Source organism: Xanthomonas sacchari (assembly GCF_040529065.1).
In the GTDB taxonomy this organism is placed as follows: Bacteria; Pseudomonadota; Gammaproteobacteria; order Xanthomonadales; family Xanthomonadaceae; genus Xanthomonas_A; species Xanthomonas_A sacchari.
The window spans coordinates 3,643,400-3,664,495 of sequence record NZ_CP132343.1 but is presented as its reverse complement, the minus strand read 5'-3'; the positions used below and the strand labels follow the sequence as shown (position 1 = coordinate 3,664,495).

At 66.5% G+C, this 21,096-nt stretch carries 12 protein-coding genes; 11 read left to right on the top strand and 1 reads right to left on the bottom strand.

Going from position 1 to position 21,096, the window contains the following annotated elements:
- The first annotated feature begins 25 nt into the window (after nt 1-25).
- From RAB71_RS15410 to RAB71_RS15365, 10 genes are all read left to right on the top strand, one after another.
- Nucleotides 26-2,062, top strand: a complete 2,037-nt coding sequence (locus RAB71_RS15410) for a methyl-accepting chemotaxis protein (RefSeq protein WP_010343239.1) — start codon at nt 26-28, stop codon at nt 2,060-2,062.
- Nucleotides 2,063-2,173: 111 nt separating this feature from the next.
- Nucleotides 2,174-9,376, top strand: a complete 7,203-nt coding sequence (locus RAB71_RS15405) for an Hpt domain-containing protein (protein ID WP_010343238.1) — start codon at nt 2,174-2,176, stop codon at nt 9,374-9,376.
- Nucleotides 9,363-10,700 (top strand): chemotaxis protein CheB, encoded by a 1,338-nt coding sequence (locus tag RAB71_RS15400; protein ID WP_010343237.1) that lies wholly within the window; start codon nt 9,363-9,365, stop codon nt 10,698-10,700. Before RAB71_RS15405 ends, RAB71_RS15400 begins: the two co-directional genes overlap by 14 nt.
- 73 nt (nt 10,701-10,773) lie before the next feature.
- Nucleotides 10,774-11,250 carry a chemotaxis protein CheW gene (locus tag RAB71_RS15395; protein ID WP_010343236.1) on the top strand — a complete coding sequence of 159 codons (477 nt, stop codon included), beginning with the start codon at nt 10,774-10,776 and terminating at the stop codon, nt 11,248-11,250.
- A gap of 150 nt (nt 11,251-11,400) precedes the next feature.
- Complete coding sequence (locus tag RAB71_RS15390) at nt 11,401-16,275, top strand: RHS repeat-associated core domain-containing protein (RefSeq protein WP_138985757.1); 4,875 nt, start codon at nt 11,401-11,403, stop codon at nt 16,273-16,275.
- Nucleotides 16,266-16,646: a hypothetical protein gene (locus tag RAB71_RS15385; RefSeq protein ID WP_138985756.1), complete on the top strand. Its 381-nt coding sequence runs from the start codon at nt 16,266-16,268 to the stop codon at nt 16,644-16,646. The genes RAB71_RS15390 and RAB71_RS15385 overlap by 10 nt, the downstream gene beginning before the upstream one ends.
- 93 nt (nt 16,647-16,739) lie before the next feature.
- A complete protein-coding gene (locus tag RAB71_RS15380; protein WP_138985755.1) occupies nt 16,740-17,105 on the top strand; it encodes a hypothetical protein in 366 nt (121 codons plus the stop codon).
- A 57-nt stretch (nt 17,106-17,162) separates the two neighbouring features.
- Entirely contained in the window at nt 17,163-17,546 is a 384-nt protein-coding gene (locus RAB71_RS15375; protein WP_010343234.1) for an ankyrin repeat domain-containing protein, read from the top strand.
- 92 nt (nt 17,547-17,638) lie between these two features.
- Nucleotides 17,639-18,703: a N(4)-(beta-N-acetylglucosaminyl)-L-asparaginase gene (locus RAB71_RS15370; protein WP_010343233.1), complete on the top strand. Its 1,065-nt coding sequence runs from the start codon at nt 17,639-17,641 to the stop codon at nt 18,701-18,703.
- A 14-nt stretch (nt 18,704-18,717) separates the two neighbouring features.
- On the top strand, nt 18,718-19,437 hold the full coding sequence (locus RAB71_RS15365; protein WP_029562125.1) for a copper homeostasis protein CutC: 720 nt from the start codon (nt 18,718-18,720) through the stop codon (nt 19,435-19,437).
- A 158-nt stretch (nt 19,438-19,595) separates the two neighbouring features.
- Here the strand turns inward: RAB71_RS15365 and RAB71_RS15360 are convergent, their stop codons facing one another.
- Complete coding sequence (locus tag RAB71_RS15360; RefSeq protein ID WP_010343230.1) at nt 19,596-20,684, bottom strand: exo-alpha-sialidase; 1,089 nt, start codon at nt 20,682-20,684, stop codon at nt 19,596-19,598.
- A gap of 116 nt (nt 20,685-20,800) precedes the next feature.
- Between RAB71_RS15360 and RAB71_RS15355 the strand changes: the two genes are divergently transcribed.
- Nucleotides 20,801-20,941 carry a hypothetical protein gene (locus RAB71_RS15355; protein WP_234006503.1) on the top strand — a complete coding sequence of 47 codons (141 nt, stop codon included), beginning with the start codon at nt 20,801-20,803 and terminating at the stop codon, nt 20,939-20,941.
- The last annotated feature ends 155 nt before the right edge of the window (nt 20,942-21,096 follow it).

Genomic DNA, 21,096 nt, shown 5'->3' with positions numbered 1-21,096 from the left:
CCGCATCGAAGACCGAGGTCGCATCATGAGTACTGCTCCGGACGCCCGCAAGGCCAGCAAGCTCGGCAGCGTGGGCACGAGTTTCTGGCTGGGCCTGCTGGCGTTGTCGCTGGTCGTGTTCGGCGCCAACACCGGCGTGGCCACCTGGCAGGGCAACCGCCTGGCCGGCGCCAGCACCGGCGCGGCCGACCTGCAGGTGCTGTCGCAACAGTTGGCCAACCAGGCCCGCGACGCGGTGTCCGGCAACGCCGAGACCTACAAGCAGTTCAAGCAGACCAAGGCGAAGGTGGAGAGCACCGTCGCCGAGCTCAACGCACGCTACGCCAACGAGACCAACGTGTCCGGACCCCTGCAGGCCCTCGACGCCACCTGGGCGCCGCTGGCCAAGAACGCGCAGCAGGTGGTGGACAGCGAGCCGGCGGTGCTGGCGCTGGCCGGCAATGCCGACCGCTTCGTCGGCGGCGTGCCGCAGCTGCAGGCGCAGTTGAACGAGGTGGTGCGCGCGATGACCGTCGGCGGCGCCCCCGCCGCGCAGATCTACAACACCCTGCAGCAGGTGGTGGTGGCCGGCACCATGGCCCGCCGCGTCACCGAAATGCGCGCCGGCGGCCGCGGTGCGGCCAGCGCCGGCGACGCGCTGGCACGCGACGCGGTGGTGTTCGGGCAGATGCTCGAGGGCCTGCGCAACGGCAACGAGGAACTGGGCATCGCCCCGGTGCGCAACGCTGCCGCCCTAGCCGCGCTGGAGCAGTCGCAGGCGCAGTGGGCGGAGATGAAGAAGGACCTGGACGCGCTGCAGGGCAGCTCGCGCAGCCTGTTCGCCGCCCAATCCGCCGCCGCGGCGCTGACCGCCGGCTCGGGCAAGATGCTGGAGGACAGCAAGAAGCTGTTCGATGCGTTCTCCGCGTTCGGCTCCGCCCGCGACACCCGCCTGTTCCCGAACTTCTGGCTGGGCGTGGTGTCCGGCCTGCTGGCGCTGCTGTCGATCATCGGCTTCGTCTGGACCACGGTGCGCAGCCGCAGCCGCGAGCAGGAAATCCGCCTGCAGACCCAGGTGGAATACAACAGCCGCAACCAGCAGGCGATCATGCGCCTGCTCGACGAAATCAGCTCGCTCGGCGAAGGCGACCTGACGGTCAAGGCCTCGGTCACCGAGGACATGACCGGCGCCATCGCCGACGCGATCAACTACGCCGTCGACGAACTGCGTCACCTGGTGACCACCATCAACGACACCTCGGCCAAGGTCGCCGTGTCCACCGAGGAAACCCAGGCCACCGCGCGGCAATTGGCCGAGGCGGCGGGCCACCAGGCCGAGCAGATCGGTTCGGCCTCGGTGCGCATCAACGAAATCGCCGCCAGCATCGAGCAGGTCTCGCGCAACTCCACCGAGTCGGCGGAAGTGGCGCAGCGCTCGGTGGTGATCGCGGCCGAGGGTGCCGGCGTGGTCCGCGAGACCATCCAGGGCATGGACCAGATCCGCGACCAGATCCAGGAGACCTCCAAGCGCATCAAGCGCCTGGGCGAATCGACCCAGGAGATCGGCTCGATCGTGGAACTGATCAACGACATTTCCGAGCAGACCAACATCCTGGCGCTCAACGCCGCGGTGCAGGCCGCCTCGGCCGGCGAGGCCGGTCGCGGTTTCGCCCTGGTCGCCGACGAAGTGCAGCGCCTGGCCGAACGCACCTCCGGCGCCACCCGCCGCATCGAGGGCCTGGTGCAGACCATTCAGGCCGACACCAACGAAGCGGTCAGCTCGATGGAGCAGACCACCTCCGAAGTGGTGTCCGGCGCGCGCCTGGCCGAGGACGCCGGCACCGCGCTGACCGAGATCGAGCGCGTGTCCAACGCACTCAACACCCTCATCAAGAACATCTCCATCGCCGCGCACCAACAGTCGGCGGCGGCGATCGACATCACCCAGACGATGGACGTGATCCGGCAGATCACCGGACAGACCTCGCAAGGCGCGGGACAGACCGCCGAATCGATCGGCCGCCTGGCGCAACTGGCGGCGGACCTGCGGCGCTCAGTCGCCGACTTCAAGCTGCCGGCGTAAGCGGGCCGGAACCGGGTGGAAGGAAGCGCACATGACGTACCGTGAACAACTCCCGCACTCCGTCGCCGCGCTCGCGCGGCGCGGCGCGTGCCCGGCCGCGGGGACGCGGCGATGAGCGCGCTGCGCGATGCGATGAGCCATGCCGCGCTGGGCTGGGTCAAGCCGGAACTGGACGAGACCCTGCGCCAGGTCCGCGGTGAGATCGAAGCCTTCGTCGAGGAGCCGGCCGACACCGGCCGCATGCGCTTCTGCGCCGGCTACCTGCACCAGGTGCAGGGCACCTTGCGCATGGTCGAGCTGTACGCGCCGGCGATGGTGGCCGAGGAACTGGAACTGCTCGCCACGGCGGTGCAGCACGGCCAGGCGGCCGACCGCGACGAGGCCTGCGCGACGCTGATGCGCGGCACCGTGCTGTTGCCCGACTACCTGGAGCGCCTGCAGGACGGCCATCGCGACATTCCGATCGTGCTGCTGCCCTTGCTCAACGAGATCCGCGCCGCGCGCGGCGAAGCCGGCCTCAGCGAGGGCGCGCTGTTCGCGCTGGCCCCTGACGCCGCCGCCGCCACCGAGGCCGAACTGGACCATGCGCGCGGCAGTCTCGCCGGCCGCAACCGCGAACTGCTCGACACCGTCGGCACCGCGATCAAGGAAGAACTTCTGCGGGTCAAGGACGCGCTGGACCTGCACCTGCGCACCGGCGGCGACGTCGCCGCGCTGCAGACCCAGGTCGACGAACTGGGCAGCGTCGCCGACACCTTGGGCGTGATGGGCCTGGGCGTGGCGCGCAGCGTGGTGGTGCAGCAGCGCGATGCGCTGCGCAGCATCGTCGACGGCGCCCGCGCGGCTGACGAAGGCCTGCTGCTGGATATCGCCGGCGCGCTGCTGTACGTGGACGCCTCGCTCGACGACCAGGTCGCCTACCTGGGCGCCGGCGGCGACGTGCACGACGACGCCAGCGCCGCCGAGGCGCGGCGCACGGTGGAAGTGCTGGCGCACGAGGCCATTGCCAACTTCGGCAGCGCCCGAGAGCATTTCGTCGCCTTCATCGAGACCAACTGGGACCATGCGCGCCTGGACGAAGTGCCGCGCCTGCTCGGCGAGGTCGCCGGGGCGTTGCGCATGCTGGAACTGCCGCAGCCGGCCGACTACCTGGAAGGCGTGCGCCGCTATGTCGCCACCGAACTGATCGGCAAGCGCCGCGTGCCCAGCGGCCGCCAGCTCGACACCCTAGCCGACGCGATGGCCAGCCTCGAGTACTACCTGGAAGCCTTGCGCGAGCGCCGCCCCGGGCGCGAGGAGATCCTCGACATCACCCGCAGCAGCCTGGAAGCGCTGCGCTACTGGCCGCTGCCCGACACCGCGCCGGCCGCGCCCGGCGTGTTGCCGAGTGCAAGCGACTCTGCCGAGTCGGCCGAGGCCGCGCCTCCGGTGGTTGCCGACCGCATGGCCGAACCTGCGTCGCCACCGTCCATCGCCGCACCGGCCGTGCCGGCCTGGGATCTGGCGCCGGCCGAGGCCGCGCCGGAGACGACGTCGCGCACGCAGGACACGCCGTCCGCACCGCAGGCACCGCAGTGGAGCCTGGCGACGGACGAGCCCGACACCGCCGCCGAACATGCCTCCGCGCCCGCTGACGCTGACGCTGACGCCGCTGGCGATGCGCACGAGCAGGAACCTGTCGCGCCATCGCAGGCGCTCAGCTTCGATCCGGTCGCGGCCGAGCAGGACAGCTGGACCGGCACCGCCGAGCCGCTGCACATCAGTCTCGATTCCCTGGTGCTGGAACAGGATGCGTTGCGGCCGCAGACGCCTCCGGCGTTCGCGCGGGAAGACGACGTGGCAGCCGCTTCCGAGGTCACCGGCTTCGATCCGGTGGCCGCCGAGTACCACGACGAGGCGCAGGCCGATGGGTCGGCTGCGTTCGCCGAGCTTAGCCAGCACGACGATCCCAACCTGATCATCGTCGACACGCCCGCCGCGGCAGAACACACCGACGCCGCCACGCCGCCGCTGGTCATCGAACTGGAAGACGCGCCGGCGTTCGCCGACGCGCCGAACACGGCAGACGACGAAGTACACACGCTCGACTGGCACGCCACCCCGGCCGCGCATGACGAGGAAGCCGCGTCCGCGCTGCCGTCGGATGCGGATGCGCTGGCCGACGCGGGCGCCCATATTGCGCACGGCGAGCGCCTCGACGCGGCAGGAGCGGCTGAGCCTTTCGAGGACGCCGCTGCCGACGCCGAAGACGCCGCGCACGCGAGCCCGGCCGAGACCGCGGAGGTTGCCACCAGCGACGCCGCACACGAGACCGCGCCTCACGCTTCCCTCGATGACCAGGCGCATGTCGATGCCGACCTTGCCGCCATCGGCGAGGAAGCGCACATCGATGTTGTGGCCGATGCGCCATCGGCGCCGGAGCATGCCGCGCTGGAGTCCGAGGAACCTGCGGCGCCCGAACCGGCGCCGGAACACGCGGCCACCGCTGCGCCGGTGTCGGACGCGGAAGCCGCGTTCCTCGCCGACCTGGAAGCTGCCGCCGCGCAGTTCGATGTGACTTCTGCCGCGAGCAGCGGCGAGTCCGCGGCCGCAACGCCCGCCAGCGCGGAGGCGAGTGCCGCGCCCGCTACCGCAACGCCTGCCCTAGAGACTGGCTTCATCGACGGCGATGGCGAGATCGACGACGAGATCCGCGCCGTGTTCCTCGAGGAATTCGACGAGGAACTGGTCAATCTCGGCACGCTGCTGCCGGCCTGGCGCGCCGCGCCTGCCCATACCGAAAGCCTGCGGCCGATCCGCCGCGTGTTCCACACCTTGAAGGGCAGCGGCCGCCTGGTCGGCGCGCGCGTGCTCGGCGAGTTCAGCTGGAAGATCGAGAGCATGCTGAATCGCGTGCTCGACGGCTCGCGCCCGGCCAGTCCGGCGGTGGTGGCCATGGTCGAGCAGGCTTACGCGGTGCTGCCGCAGCTCAATGCCGCGCTGCGTGGCAACGGCACGGTGCAGGCCGACCTGGACGCGATCCAGACCGTGGCCGAGCGCATCGCCGCCGGCGAGGACGCGTTCTATTTCGCCACGCCGCAGGCGAGCGCCGCACCGCGCGCGGGCACGCCGGCGTCGGTGGACAGCGTGCTGCGCGAGATCCTCGAAGCCGAGGTCGCCACCCATCTGGAGACCGTGCACGCCTGGCTGCAGGACGCACCGCAGCCCGCGACCGAAGCGCTGCTGCGCGCGGTGCACACCATGAGCGGCGCGTTCGCGATGACCGACGTGCCGGAGATCACCGCGGTCACTGGCCCGGCCGAGAGCTATGTCAAGCGCGCCTTGGCGTCCGGCAGCGTTCCGACCGCCGAAGGCGTGCGCGCGCTCGAGGAGTCGGCGCGCGCCGTTGCCGACACCATCGCGGAACTGCAGGCGCCGTCGCCGGTGATTCCGCCGTTCACCGAGCTGTCGCAGCGCCTGCGCGCGCTGGTGGAGACCCTGCCGGAAGTGCAGTGGCCGCCGATCGCGCACGACGAGGACGACGAAGACCTGTCCGCGCCGGCACCGGCCGAGGCAGGCCTGGATGAGCAGGCCGTGCAGGCGGTGGAACTCACCGCGGCCGACGATCTGTCGGCGTTCCTCGGCGATGCCGGGCATCTGCACGAGACGCTGCCAGCGGACGAGGCGGCTGGCCAGGTAGGCGAGGGCGACGTCCATGCAGATGCGGCAGTCGCACCGTCTGCGGAAGAGGTACCGGCGTCCACGCAGGATCAGGCGTCGGCTCAGGACGCGCCCCCGGTCGAGGAACCGGCGGCATCGCAGGATGCAGTCCATGCCGAGGAACAGGCGGCCTTGGCGCAGGACGGCCAGCTCGACGCGTTGACGGTCGAGGCGCCGCTGAGCGCCGAGCAGGTGTCGGACGATCCCGCACCGGACGCGTTGGATGCGGCTGCGGCGCCGGACGCGACGGCCGATGCGGCCGCCGTCGATGCCCTGATCGACACGCCGACGGACGTGCAGGAACCACAGGCACCGTCGCACGAAGGCGAAGCGCACGATTCCGAGGATCGCCAGGCCGAGGAACAGGCCGACGCGACGCAGGACACGATCGTACACGCGCAGGATGCGCAGGCATCCGATCACCCGGCGGTCGACGGCGCTGCCGAAGGCCACGCGGCCGATGCGCAAGCAGACGCCACTCAGGATGACGCCGAGCACGCGCACGATGCGCAGGCGCCGGATCACAGGGCAGTCGACGGCGATGCCGCGGACCAGGCGACCGAAACGCCGGCCGACGACATCCACGACGCACATGCGCAGGAACAGGCGGCGGATGAAGCGGCCGCGCATGGCGCCGCCGACGCGCCCGCGCCTGCGGACGACACCGCTGAAGCGCACGAGCAGCATCTCAACGAGGACGCCCCTGCGCTCGGCTTGCAGCAGCAGCCGTTGGCGCCGTCGAGCGGCTGGCGCCACGATGGCGTGGCCTCGGCCAACGACGATACCGAGTCCGCCGCCGAGCACGGCGACACGACACCGGATGCCGCAGCGCATCTGGAGGACGCAACGCACGAGGGCGATGCGGCGTCTCTCGCCTCCGACGCGGTAGGCGAACACGCCGAAGCGGATGCGGAACACGTCGCGCCGACCGGTGATGCGGGTGATGGCGCGCCGCACGACGACGACGCCGAAGCGGAGCATGCCGTGCACGCGACGCCGTCCGACGGCGAAGCGGCGTCGGACGCGCATCCCGTGGCATCCGACGAAGCGCACCACGCGCCCGAGGACGCCGTCGGTCAGGGCGACACGACCACGGCGGCCGATGCCGACACGGCGTCCGCCAGCGATATCCACGAAGAACACCACCAGCACGCGCCGGAGGCCACCGCACCCGCGCCGTCCGATACCGACGCAGTGCAGGCCGCGGCCGATCCCGCGCGGACCGATCTGTCGGCCGTCGATCTGGGGCCGCTGGACTTCGCCGACCTCGATCGCGAACTGGTCGATATCTTCGTCGACGAAGGCAAGGACCTGCTCGACCATTGCGATCGCCTGATCGCCGAGTTGCGCGCCGCGCCACAGGACCGCGACGTGCTCGGCGGTCTGCAGCGCGACCTGCACACGCTCAAGGGCGGCGCGCGCATGGCCGGCATCAATGCCATCGGCGATCTCGGCCATGGCATCGAGTCCTTGCTGGAGGTGGTGGCCGCGCATCGCACCGAACTCGACCGCCAGGACGTGCAGTTGCTGGAGCGTGGCTTCGACCGCCTGCACCAGTTGCTGACCCTGACCGGCAACCACCGCGCGGTGGCGATGCCGCAGGACCTGATCGGCGCGTTCGACGCGCGCGCGCATGGGCAGGCGCCTGCCGCCATCGGCGATGTCGACACCGCCGCTGCGGCGCCGGTCGCGGCGACCGAGGACACGCAGGCTGCCGCGGCCCTGGCGGCGGTGGCGGCGCCGCTGTCGGCACCGCTGCCGGTGGAGGGCACGCTCGACGAAGAGTCGACGATCGCCCGGCCGATGCAGGAACAGGTGCGCGTGCGCGCCGACCTGCTCGACCGCCTGGTCAACCACGCTGGTGAAGTGGCGATCTACCGCTCGCGGCTGGAGCAGCAGTTGGGTGCGTTCCGCGGCGCGATGGCCGAACTGGACCGCACCAATGCGCGTCTGCGCGACCAATTGCGGCGCCTGGACCTGGAAACCGAGGCGCAGATCGTCGCCCGCTACCAGCGCGAACAGGATCAGGCCGAGCAGAGCTTCGACCCGCTGGAGCTGGACCGCTTCTCCACGCTGCAGCAGCTCAGCCGCGCGCTCAACGAGTCCGCGGCCGACCTGGGCGGCCTGCAGGGCGTGCTCGACGACCTGGCGCGGCAGTACGACGGCCTGCTGCAGCAGCAGTCGCGCGTCAGTTCCGAGTTGCAGGACGGGCTGATGCGCGCGCGCATGGTGCCGTTCGACGGCCTGGTGCCGCGGCTGCGGCGCGTGGTGCGCCAGGCCGCCAGCGAGACCGGCAAGCACGTGCACCTGAGCCTGGAAGGCACCCACGGCGAACTCGACCGCAACGTGCTCGACCGCATGGTCGCGCCGCTGGAGCACATGCTGCGCAACTCGGTCGCGCATGGCCTGGAAACGCCCGAACAGCGCCGCGCCGCAGGCAAGGCGGAGGAGGGCAACATCGCCATCCGCCTGCGCCGCGAAGGCTCGGAAATCGTGCTGGAAGTGGCCGATGATGGCGGCGGGCTCGACCGCGAGGCGATCCGCCGCCGCGCCGAGCAGCGCGGGCTGATCGCCGCCGACGCGGTGCTGTCCGACGACGAGCTAGATGCGCTGATCTTCGCGCCCGGGTTCAGCACCTATGACCAGGTCAGCCAGCTGGCCGGCCGCGGCGTCGGCATGGACGTGGTGCGCAACGAAGTGCGCCAGCTCGGCGGCTCGGTGGACATCCACTCGGTGCGCGGCCAGGGCGTCACCTTCACCCTGCGCCTGCCGCAGACCCTGGCGGTCACCCAGGCGGTGTTCGTGCAGATCGGCGACACCACCTTCGCGGTGCCGGTGGCCTCGGTCAGCGGCATCGGCCGCATCGGCCGCGAGCGCTTCGAGGCCGGTACCGGCGGCTACCGCTACAGCGGCGAGGAATACGCGCTGCACGACCTCGGCTCGCTGGTCGGGCAGGCGCCGGCGCGCGCCGAAGGCCAGGCGCAGGTGCCGTTGCTGCTGGTGCGCGCGGGCGACCTGCGCGCGGCGGTGGCGATCGACCAGGTGCTCGGCAACCGCGAAATCGTGGTCAAGCCGGTCGGCCTGCAGATCGCCTCGGTGCCTGGCATCTACGGCGCCACCATCACCGGCGACGGCCGCGTGGTGGTGATCCTCGACATCGCCCCGCTGGTGCGTCGCTTCCTGGCGCAGCCGCAGCGGCCGGTGGTGGAGGCCGCGCCGACCGAACAGCGGCGCGTGCCGCTGGTGATGGTGGTCGACGACTCGCTGACCATGCGCAAGGTCACCGGCCGCGTGCTGGAACGGCACAACTTCGACGTGGTGTCCGCGCGCGACGGCGTCGAGGCGCTGGAGCGTCTGGAAGAGCGTGTGCCCGACCTGATGCTGCTGGACATCGAGATGCCGCGCATGGACGGCTACGAACTGGCGACCGCCATGCGCGCCGATCCGCGCTACGCCGCCGTGCCGATCGTGATGATCACCTCGCGCAGCGGCGAAAAGCACCGCCAGCGCGCCTTCGAACTGGGCGTGCAGCGCTATCTCGGCAAGCCTTACCAAGAGTTGGATCTGATGCGCAACGTCTACGACCTGCTGGGGATCGCCCGTGTTCGCGAATGACGGCGACGCCACCTCCACGCCGGTCGCGTTGCTGGCCCGTCCCGGCAAGGCGCGCGAGCGCCTGCGCGAAGCGCTGCACCTGGTCGGCGCGGCGATCGTGCTGGAGGACGACCCGGGTGCGATCGACGCGCAGACCCTGTCCGACGCTGCGCCGGCGGCGGTGCTGATCGCGCTGGAGCCGGCGATCGAGGACGCGCTGGAGCGGCTGGATGCGGCGCTGGCGCTGCCCGGCGTCACCGTGATCTTCGACGAAGCCGAACTGGCCGCGCGCCGCGAAGGCTGGGAAGCGCAGCGCTGGGCGCGGCATCTGGCGGCCAAGCTGCAAGGCCACCAGGATGTGCTGCCCCCCGGCCGCGAGACCGAGACCGGCCTGCAGCCGGAGCCGGGCCTGCCGGCGACACCGGCGCAGTTGCATGACGACGCACCGATCGGCCTGCACGTCGACGAAGCCGCCGGCTTCGCCGAGGCCGCGCCGGAAGACGGCATGTATGCCTGGCAGCCGCCGGCCGACGTCGCGCCCGGCTTCGAGGAGCTGCAGTTCGCGCGCGCCGAAGCCGCTGCCAGCGAAGCGTCTGCGCAGCCGGCTGTGCCGCACGTCGATGCGGCACCGGCTGCGCCCGCCGCCATACCCGCCGCGCTGCCGGCCAGTGCCTGGTCGCTGGTCGACGACGACGCGCCCTTGCTCGCCGCCGCGCCGCGCGCGCCGCAGCACATCCCGCAGTTCTCCACCGAGGGCCTGTCGCTGGTCGCGCTGGAGTCCGAAGAACCCGCGGCCACGAGCGGCGCCGGTGCAGGCGCCGCCGCGCGCGGTGCGGTGCTGGTGATGGCCGGCATCGGCGGCCCCGACGCGATCCGCCGCCTGCTCGCCGCGCTGCCGGAGAGTTTCCCGCTGCCGCTGCTGGTGCAGTTGCGCCTGGACGGCGGCCGCTACGGCAACCTGGTCAAGCAGATCGCGCGCGTGTCCGCGCTGCCGGTGCTGTTGGCCGAGGCCGGCGAGCCGGTCGTTCCCGGCAACGTCTACATCCTGCCCGACGACGTCGGCGTGCACGGCACGGCCGGCCTGCGCTTCGTCGCCCAGGACGCCGGCGCCTCCGTGGTCGCCGGCCTGCCGGCCGCGCACAGCGCGGTGCTGCTGCTCAGCGGCAGCGACCCACAACAGGTGGAGGCCGTGCTGGCGCTGGCCGCGCAGGGCGCCTGGGTGGCCGGGCAGTCTGGCGATGGCTGCTACGACCCCGCCGCCGGCGCGCACCTGATCCTGCAGGGTCATCCCGGCGGCGATCCGGCGCAACTGGCCCAGGCCTTGACCGCGCGGTGGAGCGGCTGAGCGAGGCGGCACACGCCAATCATCGCTGCGCCCGTATCGCGCGTTTTTTCCGCTTTCAGGACGAAGTCACTCCATGAGCAGCTACGCCAGCAACGACGAAATCCGCGGTGTCCTCATCCTGGCCGGCAGCGAGCGCGTGCTGCTGCCCAACGCCACCATCGCCGAAGTGATGTCGCGCGTGCCGGTCGAACCGCTGCCCGACGCCCCGCACTGGCTGCTCGGCCAGATCGCCTGGTACGGCTGGAAAGTCCCTCTGGTCTCCTTCGCCCGCCTGACCGGCCTGGGCGCCGAGATCGTGGCCGCCAACAACAAGATCGTCGTGCTCAAGGCCCTGGGCGGCAACCCCGACCTGCCGTACGTGGCACTGCTCACCCAATCCTTCCCGCAACTGATCTCCGTCCCCCGCGACGGCCTGCTCGCCGACGCCTCCGAAGAAACCCTCCCGCCCGGCGTGCACATGCGCGTGCTGCTGGGCGAGCAGAGCGCGTTGCTGCCGGATCTGGAGGCGATCGAGGGGATGGTGGTGGAGCGGTTTGCGGCGGTTTCATAACTTCGAAACTGCTTGCTACACAACACTGTTGGATTTTTTGCCGACCTTTCTGAAGTCGGCAAGCGGTTAGCTGACTGTTGCGAAGGTATCTTTTCGCTCGGTCGATTTTTGAACATGCCTCTTGAACTGATGTTCTAATGGAGCTGGATTATGCGTGGATTTTTGCCTTTCCTGTTCAGTATTTTTATGGGCGGGATGTGCTGTCTTGTTCCGCCTTCGGCAGAGGCGCAGGCAGTGGGGCAATATTGTTATCAGTCCTGTTTTGGCTCGCTTGATGAGGCTGAGGCTGAAATGCGTTCAGCCCTTACTTATGGCGCTTATCTTGTCAGGGATGAGACAGTCATCACCGACGGTGATTCGTCCGCGCCATCCTACCAAATTAGGTATAAGGTAAAGCGTCAGCCCCCATCCTATATCAGTTCACCAGGGTTTTTGATTGGTGGAAATGGGCCTGACAGTACTAAGCCATCTATTTGTGCGGCCAACTCCGATCCGATCTTAAAAGATTACTGCGCTACTGAGTCGGAGATGGTGCAGGGGTGGATGAATTTGATGCGTTATAATTCTCCGGATTGTACAATCTCCAATGAGCGTATAACCGGTGCTTACGGTGAGCCATTTGTTCAGAGCATCCTTTATCATAGTGGGCTTGGAATGCTCACTTTTGATCTTCCTGGGTTTAAGTGGTTGAAATATAGCATTTCATGCCCTGGTTGGGATGATCCCACTCCTTCTCCTCGGGAGGCTACGCTTGTAAAGACAAGAGTTTATTCTTGTCCGGCAGGGTTGAAGCCGGTTGTGGGGTACGGTCCTTCCTATAGTCCGTCTGGAAGTTCTACGTCTGTGGTTGAGTATCCGTACCTTTGTGGTAACTCTGATGCGCCAATTATCTATGTAAAAGGTATTGATCAGACGAAGTCTTGTGCAGTCAACGCAAATCCGTGCTTTCCTGCGACTGGAGATAAGTTTAGGCAGGAAGATGATTTGGTCTTCGCAGGCAGAAGCTTTCAACGCTTCTATCACTCTGTTCAGCAGCTTCAGGTCGGCATGGGGATGGCGCCGGGTTGGAGTCATTCGTTTGCTGACCTTATAGGCTCCGGTGGGAGCTACATGGTTACCTATGACGGATTTTTTGAGCAGTTCGTCAGGGTGGCTGACGGTAAATATAGAGGTCGTAGAAACGCGGCTGAGATGATGTCGCGTTCTTCCGATGGTGTTTGGACTCTTGTCCAGGCAAACGGAGATCGGCGGATATATAACGCCCAGGGGCGCCTCGCTTCCATTAAGTCTAGCGCTTCTCCGGCGTTTGACATTGATTTTGTATATTCAGGAGAGAATCTGGTCAAGGCAATTGATGGGCTTGGGCATGTCTTGACTTTTGCCTATAGCAATGGATTTCTCGGTAAGGTGACATTGGACGATGGGAGTTACGTGAAATATGATTACGATGCTGCCCAGAATCTAGTGAGCGTCACCCGTTCTGACGGAAGCGTTCGAGCTTACCGTTATGGAGAGTCCGGGCATGCGCCTGCGGGGCGTGCGCACCTGCTGACTGGTATTGAAGAAGATGGCGTTCGATACGCGACCTTCAGTTATGCAACTGATGGGCGGGTGGCGGGCAGCAGCCTGCATGCAAACGGAGCGGAAGTGGAAACGACCTCCATCACCTACTCTGGCGCCAGTAGCGCACAAGTTTTGCAGCCTAATGGCGCGAGCTATACATATCAGTTCGGGCAAGGCCTTTTCCGCCAGATCGAAGCCATCAGTGGCCCTGATGGGACCAAGGCAATGAGTTTCGATGCAGGGCGGCCCGTCTCCATTACGGATAGGTTAGGGAACTCCACTCAATTCAGCTATCAGGATTCTTTGGATGACCAAGGTGCCTCTTCGAGCACTGTGACTGAGGGGGTTGGTACGTCTTACCAAAGATCTCAAACCCTTACTCGCGACTCGGAGAATCAGGTCGTGGCGCAGCAAGGGAGCGAGGGGAGTGGAACAACGTCTCTTTCTCGTGCAGTTTACGCTGCAGGGCGGGTGACTTTCCGCTGTCAGTACGATGTGTCTGTTTCGGCTGCTTCCGCCTATGTCTGCGGTTCGATGGCAAGTGCGCCCGCTGGTGTCCGACAGGATGCCTATACCTATTGCACCGATAGCGACCTGGCTGATGGTTCAAGTAATTGTCCGAAGTTGGGACTTCTAAAACAGGTCGATGGCGCGCGCACCGACGTCAGCGATACCACCAGCTTTACCTATTACCCCACCGACGACAGCACCTGCGCCACGTCCGCAGCCACCTGCCCGCACCGCAAGGGCGACCTGTGGAAGGTGACCAACGCGCTGGGCCAAGTCACCGAGTACTTGGCCTACGACGGCGCCGGTCGCGTGCTGTCGGTGAAAGACGCCAATGGCGTGGTCACTGACTACACGTACCACCCGCGCGGCTGGCTGACCGCCAGCAAGGTGCGTGGGGCCGACGACAGCAGCGAGAGCGACGACCGCATCACCACGATCGACTACTGGCCGACCGGCCTGGTCAAGCAGGTGACGCAACCCGATGGCGCCTTCACCCGCTTCACCTACGATGCGGCGCATCGGCTGACCGATATCGCCGACAACGCCGGCAACACCATCCACTACACCCTGGACAATGCCGGCAACCGCCTCAAGGAAGACACCAAGGACGCGTCTGGCACGCTCAAGCGCACCTTGTCGCGCATCTACAACCAGCTTGGCCAACTGGCCACGCAGGCCACCGCGCAGGGCGATCCGACCGACTTAGGCTACGACGGCAACGGCAACACCAAGACCGTCACCGACGCGCTCGGTCATGCCACCCAGAACGACTACGACCCGCTCAATCGCCTGGCGCGCACGCTGCAGGACGTGGGCGGCATCGCCGCCGAGACCAAGTTCGGCTACGACGCACTGGATAACCTCACCAAGGTCACTGACCCCAAGGGCCTGGACACCACCTACGCCTACAACGGCCTGGGCGACCTGACCAAACTCACCAGCCCGGACACCGGCAGCACCACCTACACCTACGACAGCGCCGGCAACCGCGCCACCCAGACCGATGCGCGCAACATCAAGACCAGCTACGGTTACGACGCGCTGAACCGGCTGACCCAGGTCACCTATCCGACCACCAGCCTCAACGTCAGCTACACCTACGACGTCAGCCAGAGCACCTGCGCCAGCGGCGAGACCTACGCGGTGGGCCGCCTGAGCCGGATGCAGGACGGCAGCGGCAGCACCGACTACTGCTATGACCGCTTCGGCGATCTGGTACGCAAGGTGCAAACCACCAACGGCAAGGTGTTCGTGGTCCGCTACGCGTACACCAAGGCAGGGCAGCTGAGCCGCCTGACCTACCCGGATGGGGCGGTGGTGGACTACGTGCGCAACGCCCAGGGCCAGACCACCGAGGTCGGGGTGACTCCGCCCGGCGGCACGCGCCAGGTGCTGCTGAATCAGGCCACCTACTATCCGTTCGGCGCGGTCGCCGGCTGGACCTACGGCAACGGCCGTCCGATGCAGCGCGTGCTGGATCAGGACTACCGCCCGCTGGCGGTCAACGACACCCGTAGCGACGGCCTGGCGGTGGGCTTCGCCTTCGACCCGGTCGGCAACCTCAGCGCGCTGACCGCACCGGGCAACACCGCACCGGTCATCAAACTGGACTACGACCCGCTGGGCCGGCTGACCGCGTTCAAGGACGGCCCGACCGACACGGTGATCGATGGTTATACCTACGACGCCACCGGCAACCGCCTCAGCGCCAAGGTCAATACCACTACGCAGACTTACAGCTATCCGACCACCAGCCACCGCCTGAGCAGTGTGGCCGGTACCGCGCGCAGCTATGACGCGGCTGGCAACACCACCGCGATCGGCGGCACGGCCGTGCAGTACGTATATGGCGCCAATGGCCGGCTGACACAGGTCAAGCGCAGTGGTACCACCGTGGCGAACTACGCCTACAACGGCCGCGGCGAGCAGGTGCGGCGAGTGGGCAAGACCAACGTCTACACGCTGTACGACGAGAGCGGCCACTGGCTGGGCGACTACGACAACAATGGCGCGGTCGTGCAGCAGGCGATCTGGCTGGATGACCTGCCGGTGGGCGTGCTGGCCAAGACCACGCTGCGCTACGTGCAACCGGACCATCTGGGCACCCCCCGCGCGGTGATCGACCCGGTCCGCGACGTGGCGATCTGGCGCTGGGACCTGAAGGGCGAAGCCTTCGGCACCACCGCGCCGGATCAGGACCCGGACAAGGATGGCACTGCCTTCGTATTCGATATGCGGTTCCCGGGTCAGCGCTATGACGCGTTGAGCGGGCTTAACCAGAACTACTTCCGTGACTACGAGTCCGGCACTGGGCGGTATGTGCAGAGTGATCCGATTGGGTTAAATGGCGGGATTTCGACTTATGGCTACATCGGCTCAAGGCCGATGGCCTCTATCGATCCCATGGGGCTAGCCTGTAGCTCAGTAAACGGTACCACGCGCTGTGATTATCCTGGTGGTCCTTCTTTTAGCTTGCCAACTCCCCCTGGTTGGAAGGATTTTAACGGCAGCGAGTGGATGTACCATCATTATGACGTCAGGCGCAAAATAGGATGTGCGAATGCGAACGGCGTAATGCAGGACCTCATAAAGCATCCGACTCCATCACCTAATGCTAGGCCTGCTACATCATCTGGGACAAAGAGGAACGACGCTGGAGTTCCTTACTTGCCTGTTTCTAATTTTGTAACTAGCTATTTGACGACCGATTTGCGGACTGGCCAGCCCGTAGTTGTGAACATTACTGCTCCAGGTAGTTTTTTTGATCCTGGTTACGTTGCGCGTACGGTCACTAACGGAGTTGCTCATACCTATGGGGAGGGCACGAGCTCTGTTCAGCATGACAAAAGTATGAATGGTGCAATGATCAATTGGGTCGTAAATGAGCTCGTGTGGGGAGATCAAATGCAGGGATTTATTGACGAAAATTCACCTAGTTGCGGATGTTCTTAGCTATGGATGTACGCAGGGCGACTCTATCGCTTCTCGTTGCTGCCCTCATGCCGGGGGGTGTTGCACTTGCTGTAACTCCTAGTCAGTCTGAAAGTTTTCTTCATGCGGTTGTTATTTTTGGTGCTTGGTACTTTTTGTCATTGCCTATAGTTTTAATATTAGGTCTTCTCACTCTGCATTTTTCTATGAAGATGAAGTATGGGGCAGTTATTTTGCCGCCATTGATTGGTTGCTTATCTGGAGCGGCCATTGCCAAGATGATGTATGCGAGTGGAACGCCTCTGCATGATATGTGGTTGCTTGTGCTTGATGGGTTGCTTGTGGCAGTAATGGCGGCCTTTATATATTTTAGGCCTTGGGTTAAAGCGTGAAAAAGCTATAAAGTTTTCGCTTTTTTTGGTTGCAATGAAGTGCATGCTCAAATACGAGTTGACTGAGGCGGACTTCTGCGGCACGTGGCCACAATGCGAACTGAATTTCGGGATGATTTCAAAAGTGCCAATGTATTGATCGTCATGGGGTCTGCGTTGGATATGCAGTCATTTAGTGCAGGCCTCCATGCTTGGATCTCACGTCCAGAGCAGATGCTTGTGTCCTCGATAGTGCCATCATGCGAGGGTGTAGAAATCATGTTGCAGCGACACGAGTTACCCTGCGCCTCAACAGCGAGCGACTCGCCTATCGGCGTCATCTGGCGCATCGGCGAGGATGCTGCCCGTCATCTTGCCGACCTCATCGGCCAACTCTCCCGGCATCCACGGCCAGCGCATCTCTATCTTGATTTCGAGGGCTATGCGCGGACCATCATCGTTTCGATGGATGAATACTGATCATCGGGCCTTACATTGGCGGTGAAAGCTTTGTGGTTATCAGCGTGGGCGTAGTAAATGAATGGCTCGTATGATTTGGAGGCTGCGCTTTCCACTTTCAGGCAGCTGGCAATGTTCGAGGATTGCGAGGTAAGCGGACCTGAGAGTCCCGGGATGGATGGCGATACGCCGTTGCACATTGCGGCAATGAATGGTGATCTTAAGGTGGTCGAGATTTTTATCCCGTTCGTAAAAAACATCGACATCAAAGGCGGTATTGGTTCTTCGCCTCTTCACTATGCTGTCAGATGGGGCCATCCTGAGGTTGCCAAACTTCTTCTGAGGCATGGCGCCGATATCAACTTGCAGGACGACTATGGGGACACGCCCTCGAGTCTGATGAAAGGCCAGGCCTGCTTCCACGCAATCCTGCAGGAGCGAGCGGGCCAAGTTACTCCCTGACACCAGCAGGCCATTCAATCCCATCCCGCTCTGCCGCATGATGTAAGGCCACGCGCCCCCTCCCGCGCGCCCTCGCAACGCCGGAGCCTCCCATGCCGCAACGCCGCCACTTCCTGAAAACCGCCGCCTTCGGCGCCCTGGCCGCCGGGTTGGGCGGTGTGCTTCCTGGCGCACACGCCGCCGTGGCCAAGGCGCAAGCCAAGGCCGGCGTCGGCCCCTTGCCACACGGCGCAGCACGGGTGATCTCCACCTGGGACTTCGGCGTCGCCGCCAACCAGGCGGCATGGCAGGTGCTGTCGCGCGGTGGGGCGGCGCTGGATGCGGTCGAGGTCGGGGTGCGGGTGCCGGAGGCCGATCCGGACAATCACACGGTCGGACTGGGCGGCTATCCGGACCGGGATGGGCGGGTTACGTTGGATGCCTGCATCATGGATCACACCGGCGGCTGCGGGTCGGTCGCGGCGCTGGAGGACATCGTGCATGCGATCTCGGTGGCGCGGCGGGTGATGGAGAAGACGCCGCATGTGATGCTGGTCGGCGATGGCGCGCTGCAGTTCGCGCTGGCGCAGGGGTTCGAGCGCACCAAGCTGCTCACGCCTGAGTCGGAACAGGCGTGGAAGGAGTGGCTGAAGACCTCCCACTACGCGCCCGAGGCCAATATCGAGAACCGTGCCTATCGCCGCGGCACGCTGCCCGGCGGCAAGGACAACCACGACACCATCGGCATGCTGGCGCTGGATGCGCACGGCAATCTGTCCGGGGCCTGCACCACCAGCGGCATGGCCTGGAAGATGCACGGCCGGGTCGGCGACAGCCCGATCATCGGGGCAGGGCTGTACGTCGACAACGAGGTGGGCGGGGCGACCTCAACCGGCGTCGGCGAGGAGGTGATCCGCAACGTCGGCAGTTTTGCGGTGGTGGAGATGATGCGGCAGGGCAAGAGTCCGGCCGAGGCCTGCCGCGAGGTGGTGATGCGCATCGTGCGGCGCAAGCCGGAACTCACCCACGATCTGCAAGTCGGGTTCCTGGCGATGAACAAGCGCGGGGAAGTCGGTGCGTTCGCGATCCAGCCCGGTTTCAGTTATGCGGTCTGCGATGCGCAGCGGCAGGATTTGCTGCTGCCCGGGCAGAGCCATTTCGCGGCGCCGGCGGCATGAGCGCGATGGTGCCGATGGGCCTGGAGGTGGCCGCCGATGCGATCGGCTCGGCGCTGGCCGCGCAGGACGGTGGGGCGATGCGGGTGGAGCTGTGCGGCGGCCTGGATGGCGGTGGGCTGACGCCGTCGTTCGGCACGCTGGCGGCGGTGCGCGATCGGTTGCGGATTCCGCTGTACGTGCTGATCCGTCCGCGGGTCGGCGATTTCGTGTTCGACGCGGCGGAAGTGGAGGCGATGCGTCGCGACGTGGAGCAGTGCGTGCGCCTGGGCTGCGACGGCGTGGTGCTCGGCGCGCTCACCGCAAACGGCGAGGTGGACACGGCGACGATGCGCGAGCTGATCGCCGCGGCCGGGCCGCTCGGCGTCACCTTCCATCGCGCCTTCGATGTCAGTGCCGATCCGCGGCGCGCGCTGGAGGATGTGATCGCGCTGGGCTGCGAGCGGGTGCTGACCTCCGGTGCGCGCGAGACGGCGGAAGAAGGTGCAGACCTGATCGCCGAGCTGGTGCAGCAGGCCGGCGCGCGCTTGAGCGTGATGCCGGGGTCCGGCGTCACCGAAGTCAACCTGGCGCAGTTGCGTGCGCGCACCGGTGCGCGCGAGTTCCATGGCTCGGCGCGTGGGCCGCTGGCGTCGCGGGCGACGTCGCCGCATTCGCATGTGCGCAGCCTCGGCGGCGACCGCATGCAGACCGATGTGGCGCGGGTGCGGCGGATGGTGGCCTTGCTGGCGGAGTAGGGCGCCGCCGATGCGTGGTGAGCATCGGATCGCAGCGGTGCGGCGGATGGTGACGAGATTCGTGTGTCGCGGCTGAAGCCGCTCCTATGAGAGGCGGCGGTTCGGGGGGGGCTACCACCACTGACGGGTGGTGCGCGGCGCGCTACCCCGCAGCTCGGTCAGCGTGACGCGCCCGTTGCGGGCGTGCCGGTCAAGCGCTTCGGATCCAGCACCACGTGCTTGATGCGCGTGCGCTTCCAGGTGTAGCTGATGTGCACCTTGCCGTCGCGGGTCTGGATCACCGCGGGATAGGAGAACTCGTCCTTGGGGCTGTCTTCCAGGGTCAGCACGCGGGTCCAGTGCTGACCATCATCGGACAGCGCAACGGCGAGCACGCCGCGGCCGTCCCACCAGTCCTTGCCGGCCTCGGTCGGGTTGTAGACCAGCAGCGAACGGCCGTCGGCCAGCACCACGGCGTCGGTGCCGGAATTGGGATTGGCCAGGTCGAGCAGGGTCATCGGTTCCCAGGTGCGGCCGTTGTCGCGCGACCAGGTGCTGAACACGTGGTTCTGCTGGCTGCGGCCCACCGCCTGCAGGCGGCCGTCCTTGTGCAGCAGCACGCTGGGCTGGATCGCGCCTATCCTGGCCGGGTCGTTCATTGCCGGGCCGCGGGTCCAGTGCGCGCCGTTGTCGTCGGACCATTCCATGTGCGCCACCCAGCCGGCGTCTTCGCTGCTGCTGGGGCTGAGGATGCGGCCGCTCGGCAACTGCACCGGCTTGTTCTTGATCGGGCCGAGGATGCCGTCGGGCAGGCGCTCGGGCGTGGACCAGTGATGGCCAGCATCGCTGGACGTGGTCTGCATGCCCCACCAGCGCTTCGGATCCGGACCCACCTTGTAGAACAGCCGCAGCGGCCCTTGCGCAGGCTGGAACAGGACAGGATTCCAGGTCGGCAACGGCTTGCCCTGCGGCTGCGCGCCGTCGGCCACCCGCTGCGCCGGTTGCCAGCCGTGCGCGTCGCGACGCGCCACCCAGATGGCGACGTCGTCGGCGCCCTCGTGGCGGCCGCCGAACCACGCCGCGAGCAGGCCGTCGCGGGTTTCCACCAGGGTGGAGGCGTGGCACTGCGCGGTCGGCGCCTGCGCATTGACGAATTCGCTGTAGACGATGGGCGAGGGCGGCACCTGCGGCGGGGCGACGGCGGCCGGACCGGCGATGGCGCGCACCGCGAACAGCGACAGCAGGGGGAACAGCGAAGGCGACATCATGTGGTACGGTCCTGGCCTGCAAATGAGGATACCTATTTATCATCAATTAAATACCATGTGCTGACACCACCGGTAGCGCCGCCTGTCTGCCCGACCGACGATTGCGCGGAATCGCAATGCCGGACTCTCCGCTCCGCCGGCTGGCGGCATTCGGCCTGAATGTTCTGGCCGCGCCGCCGCTGCTCGCCGAGAACTTCGCCGGCACCGCGCTGTTCGAGTACGGCGACGTGCGTTGGGTCGGCAGCGAGGCCGGGTGATAGAGGGCGAGAACTGGAACACCATCGATCGCCACGGCGACCTGCGCTGGCGCCCGGTCGAGGTGGACACGCCGCTGCGCAGGCTGCAGTGGTTCTGGCATCCAAACAGCGATCAGACGCTCGAGAGCGTCGACGAGCCTGGTGCAGATCTGGGA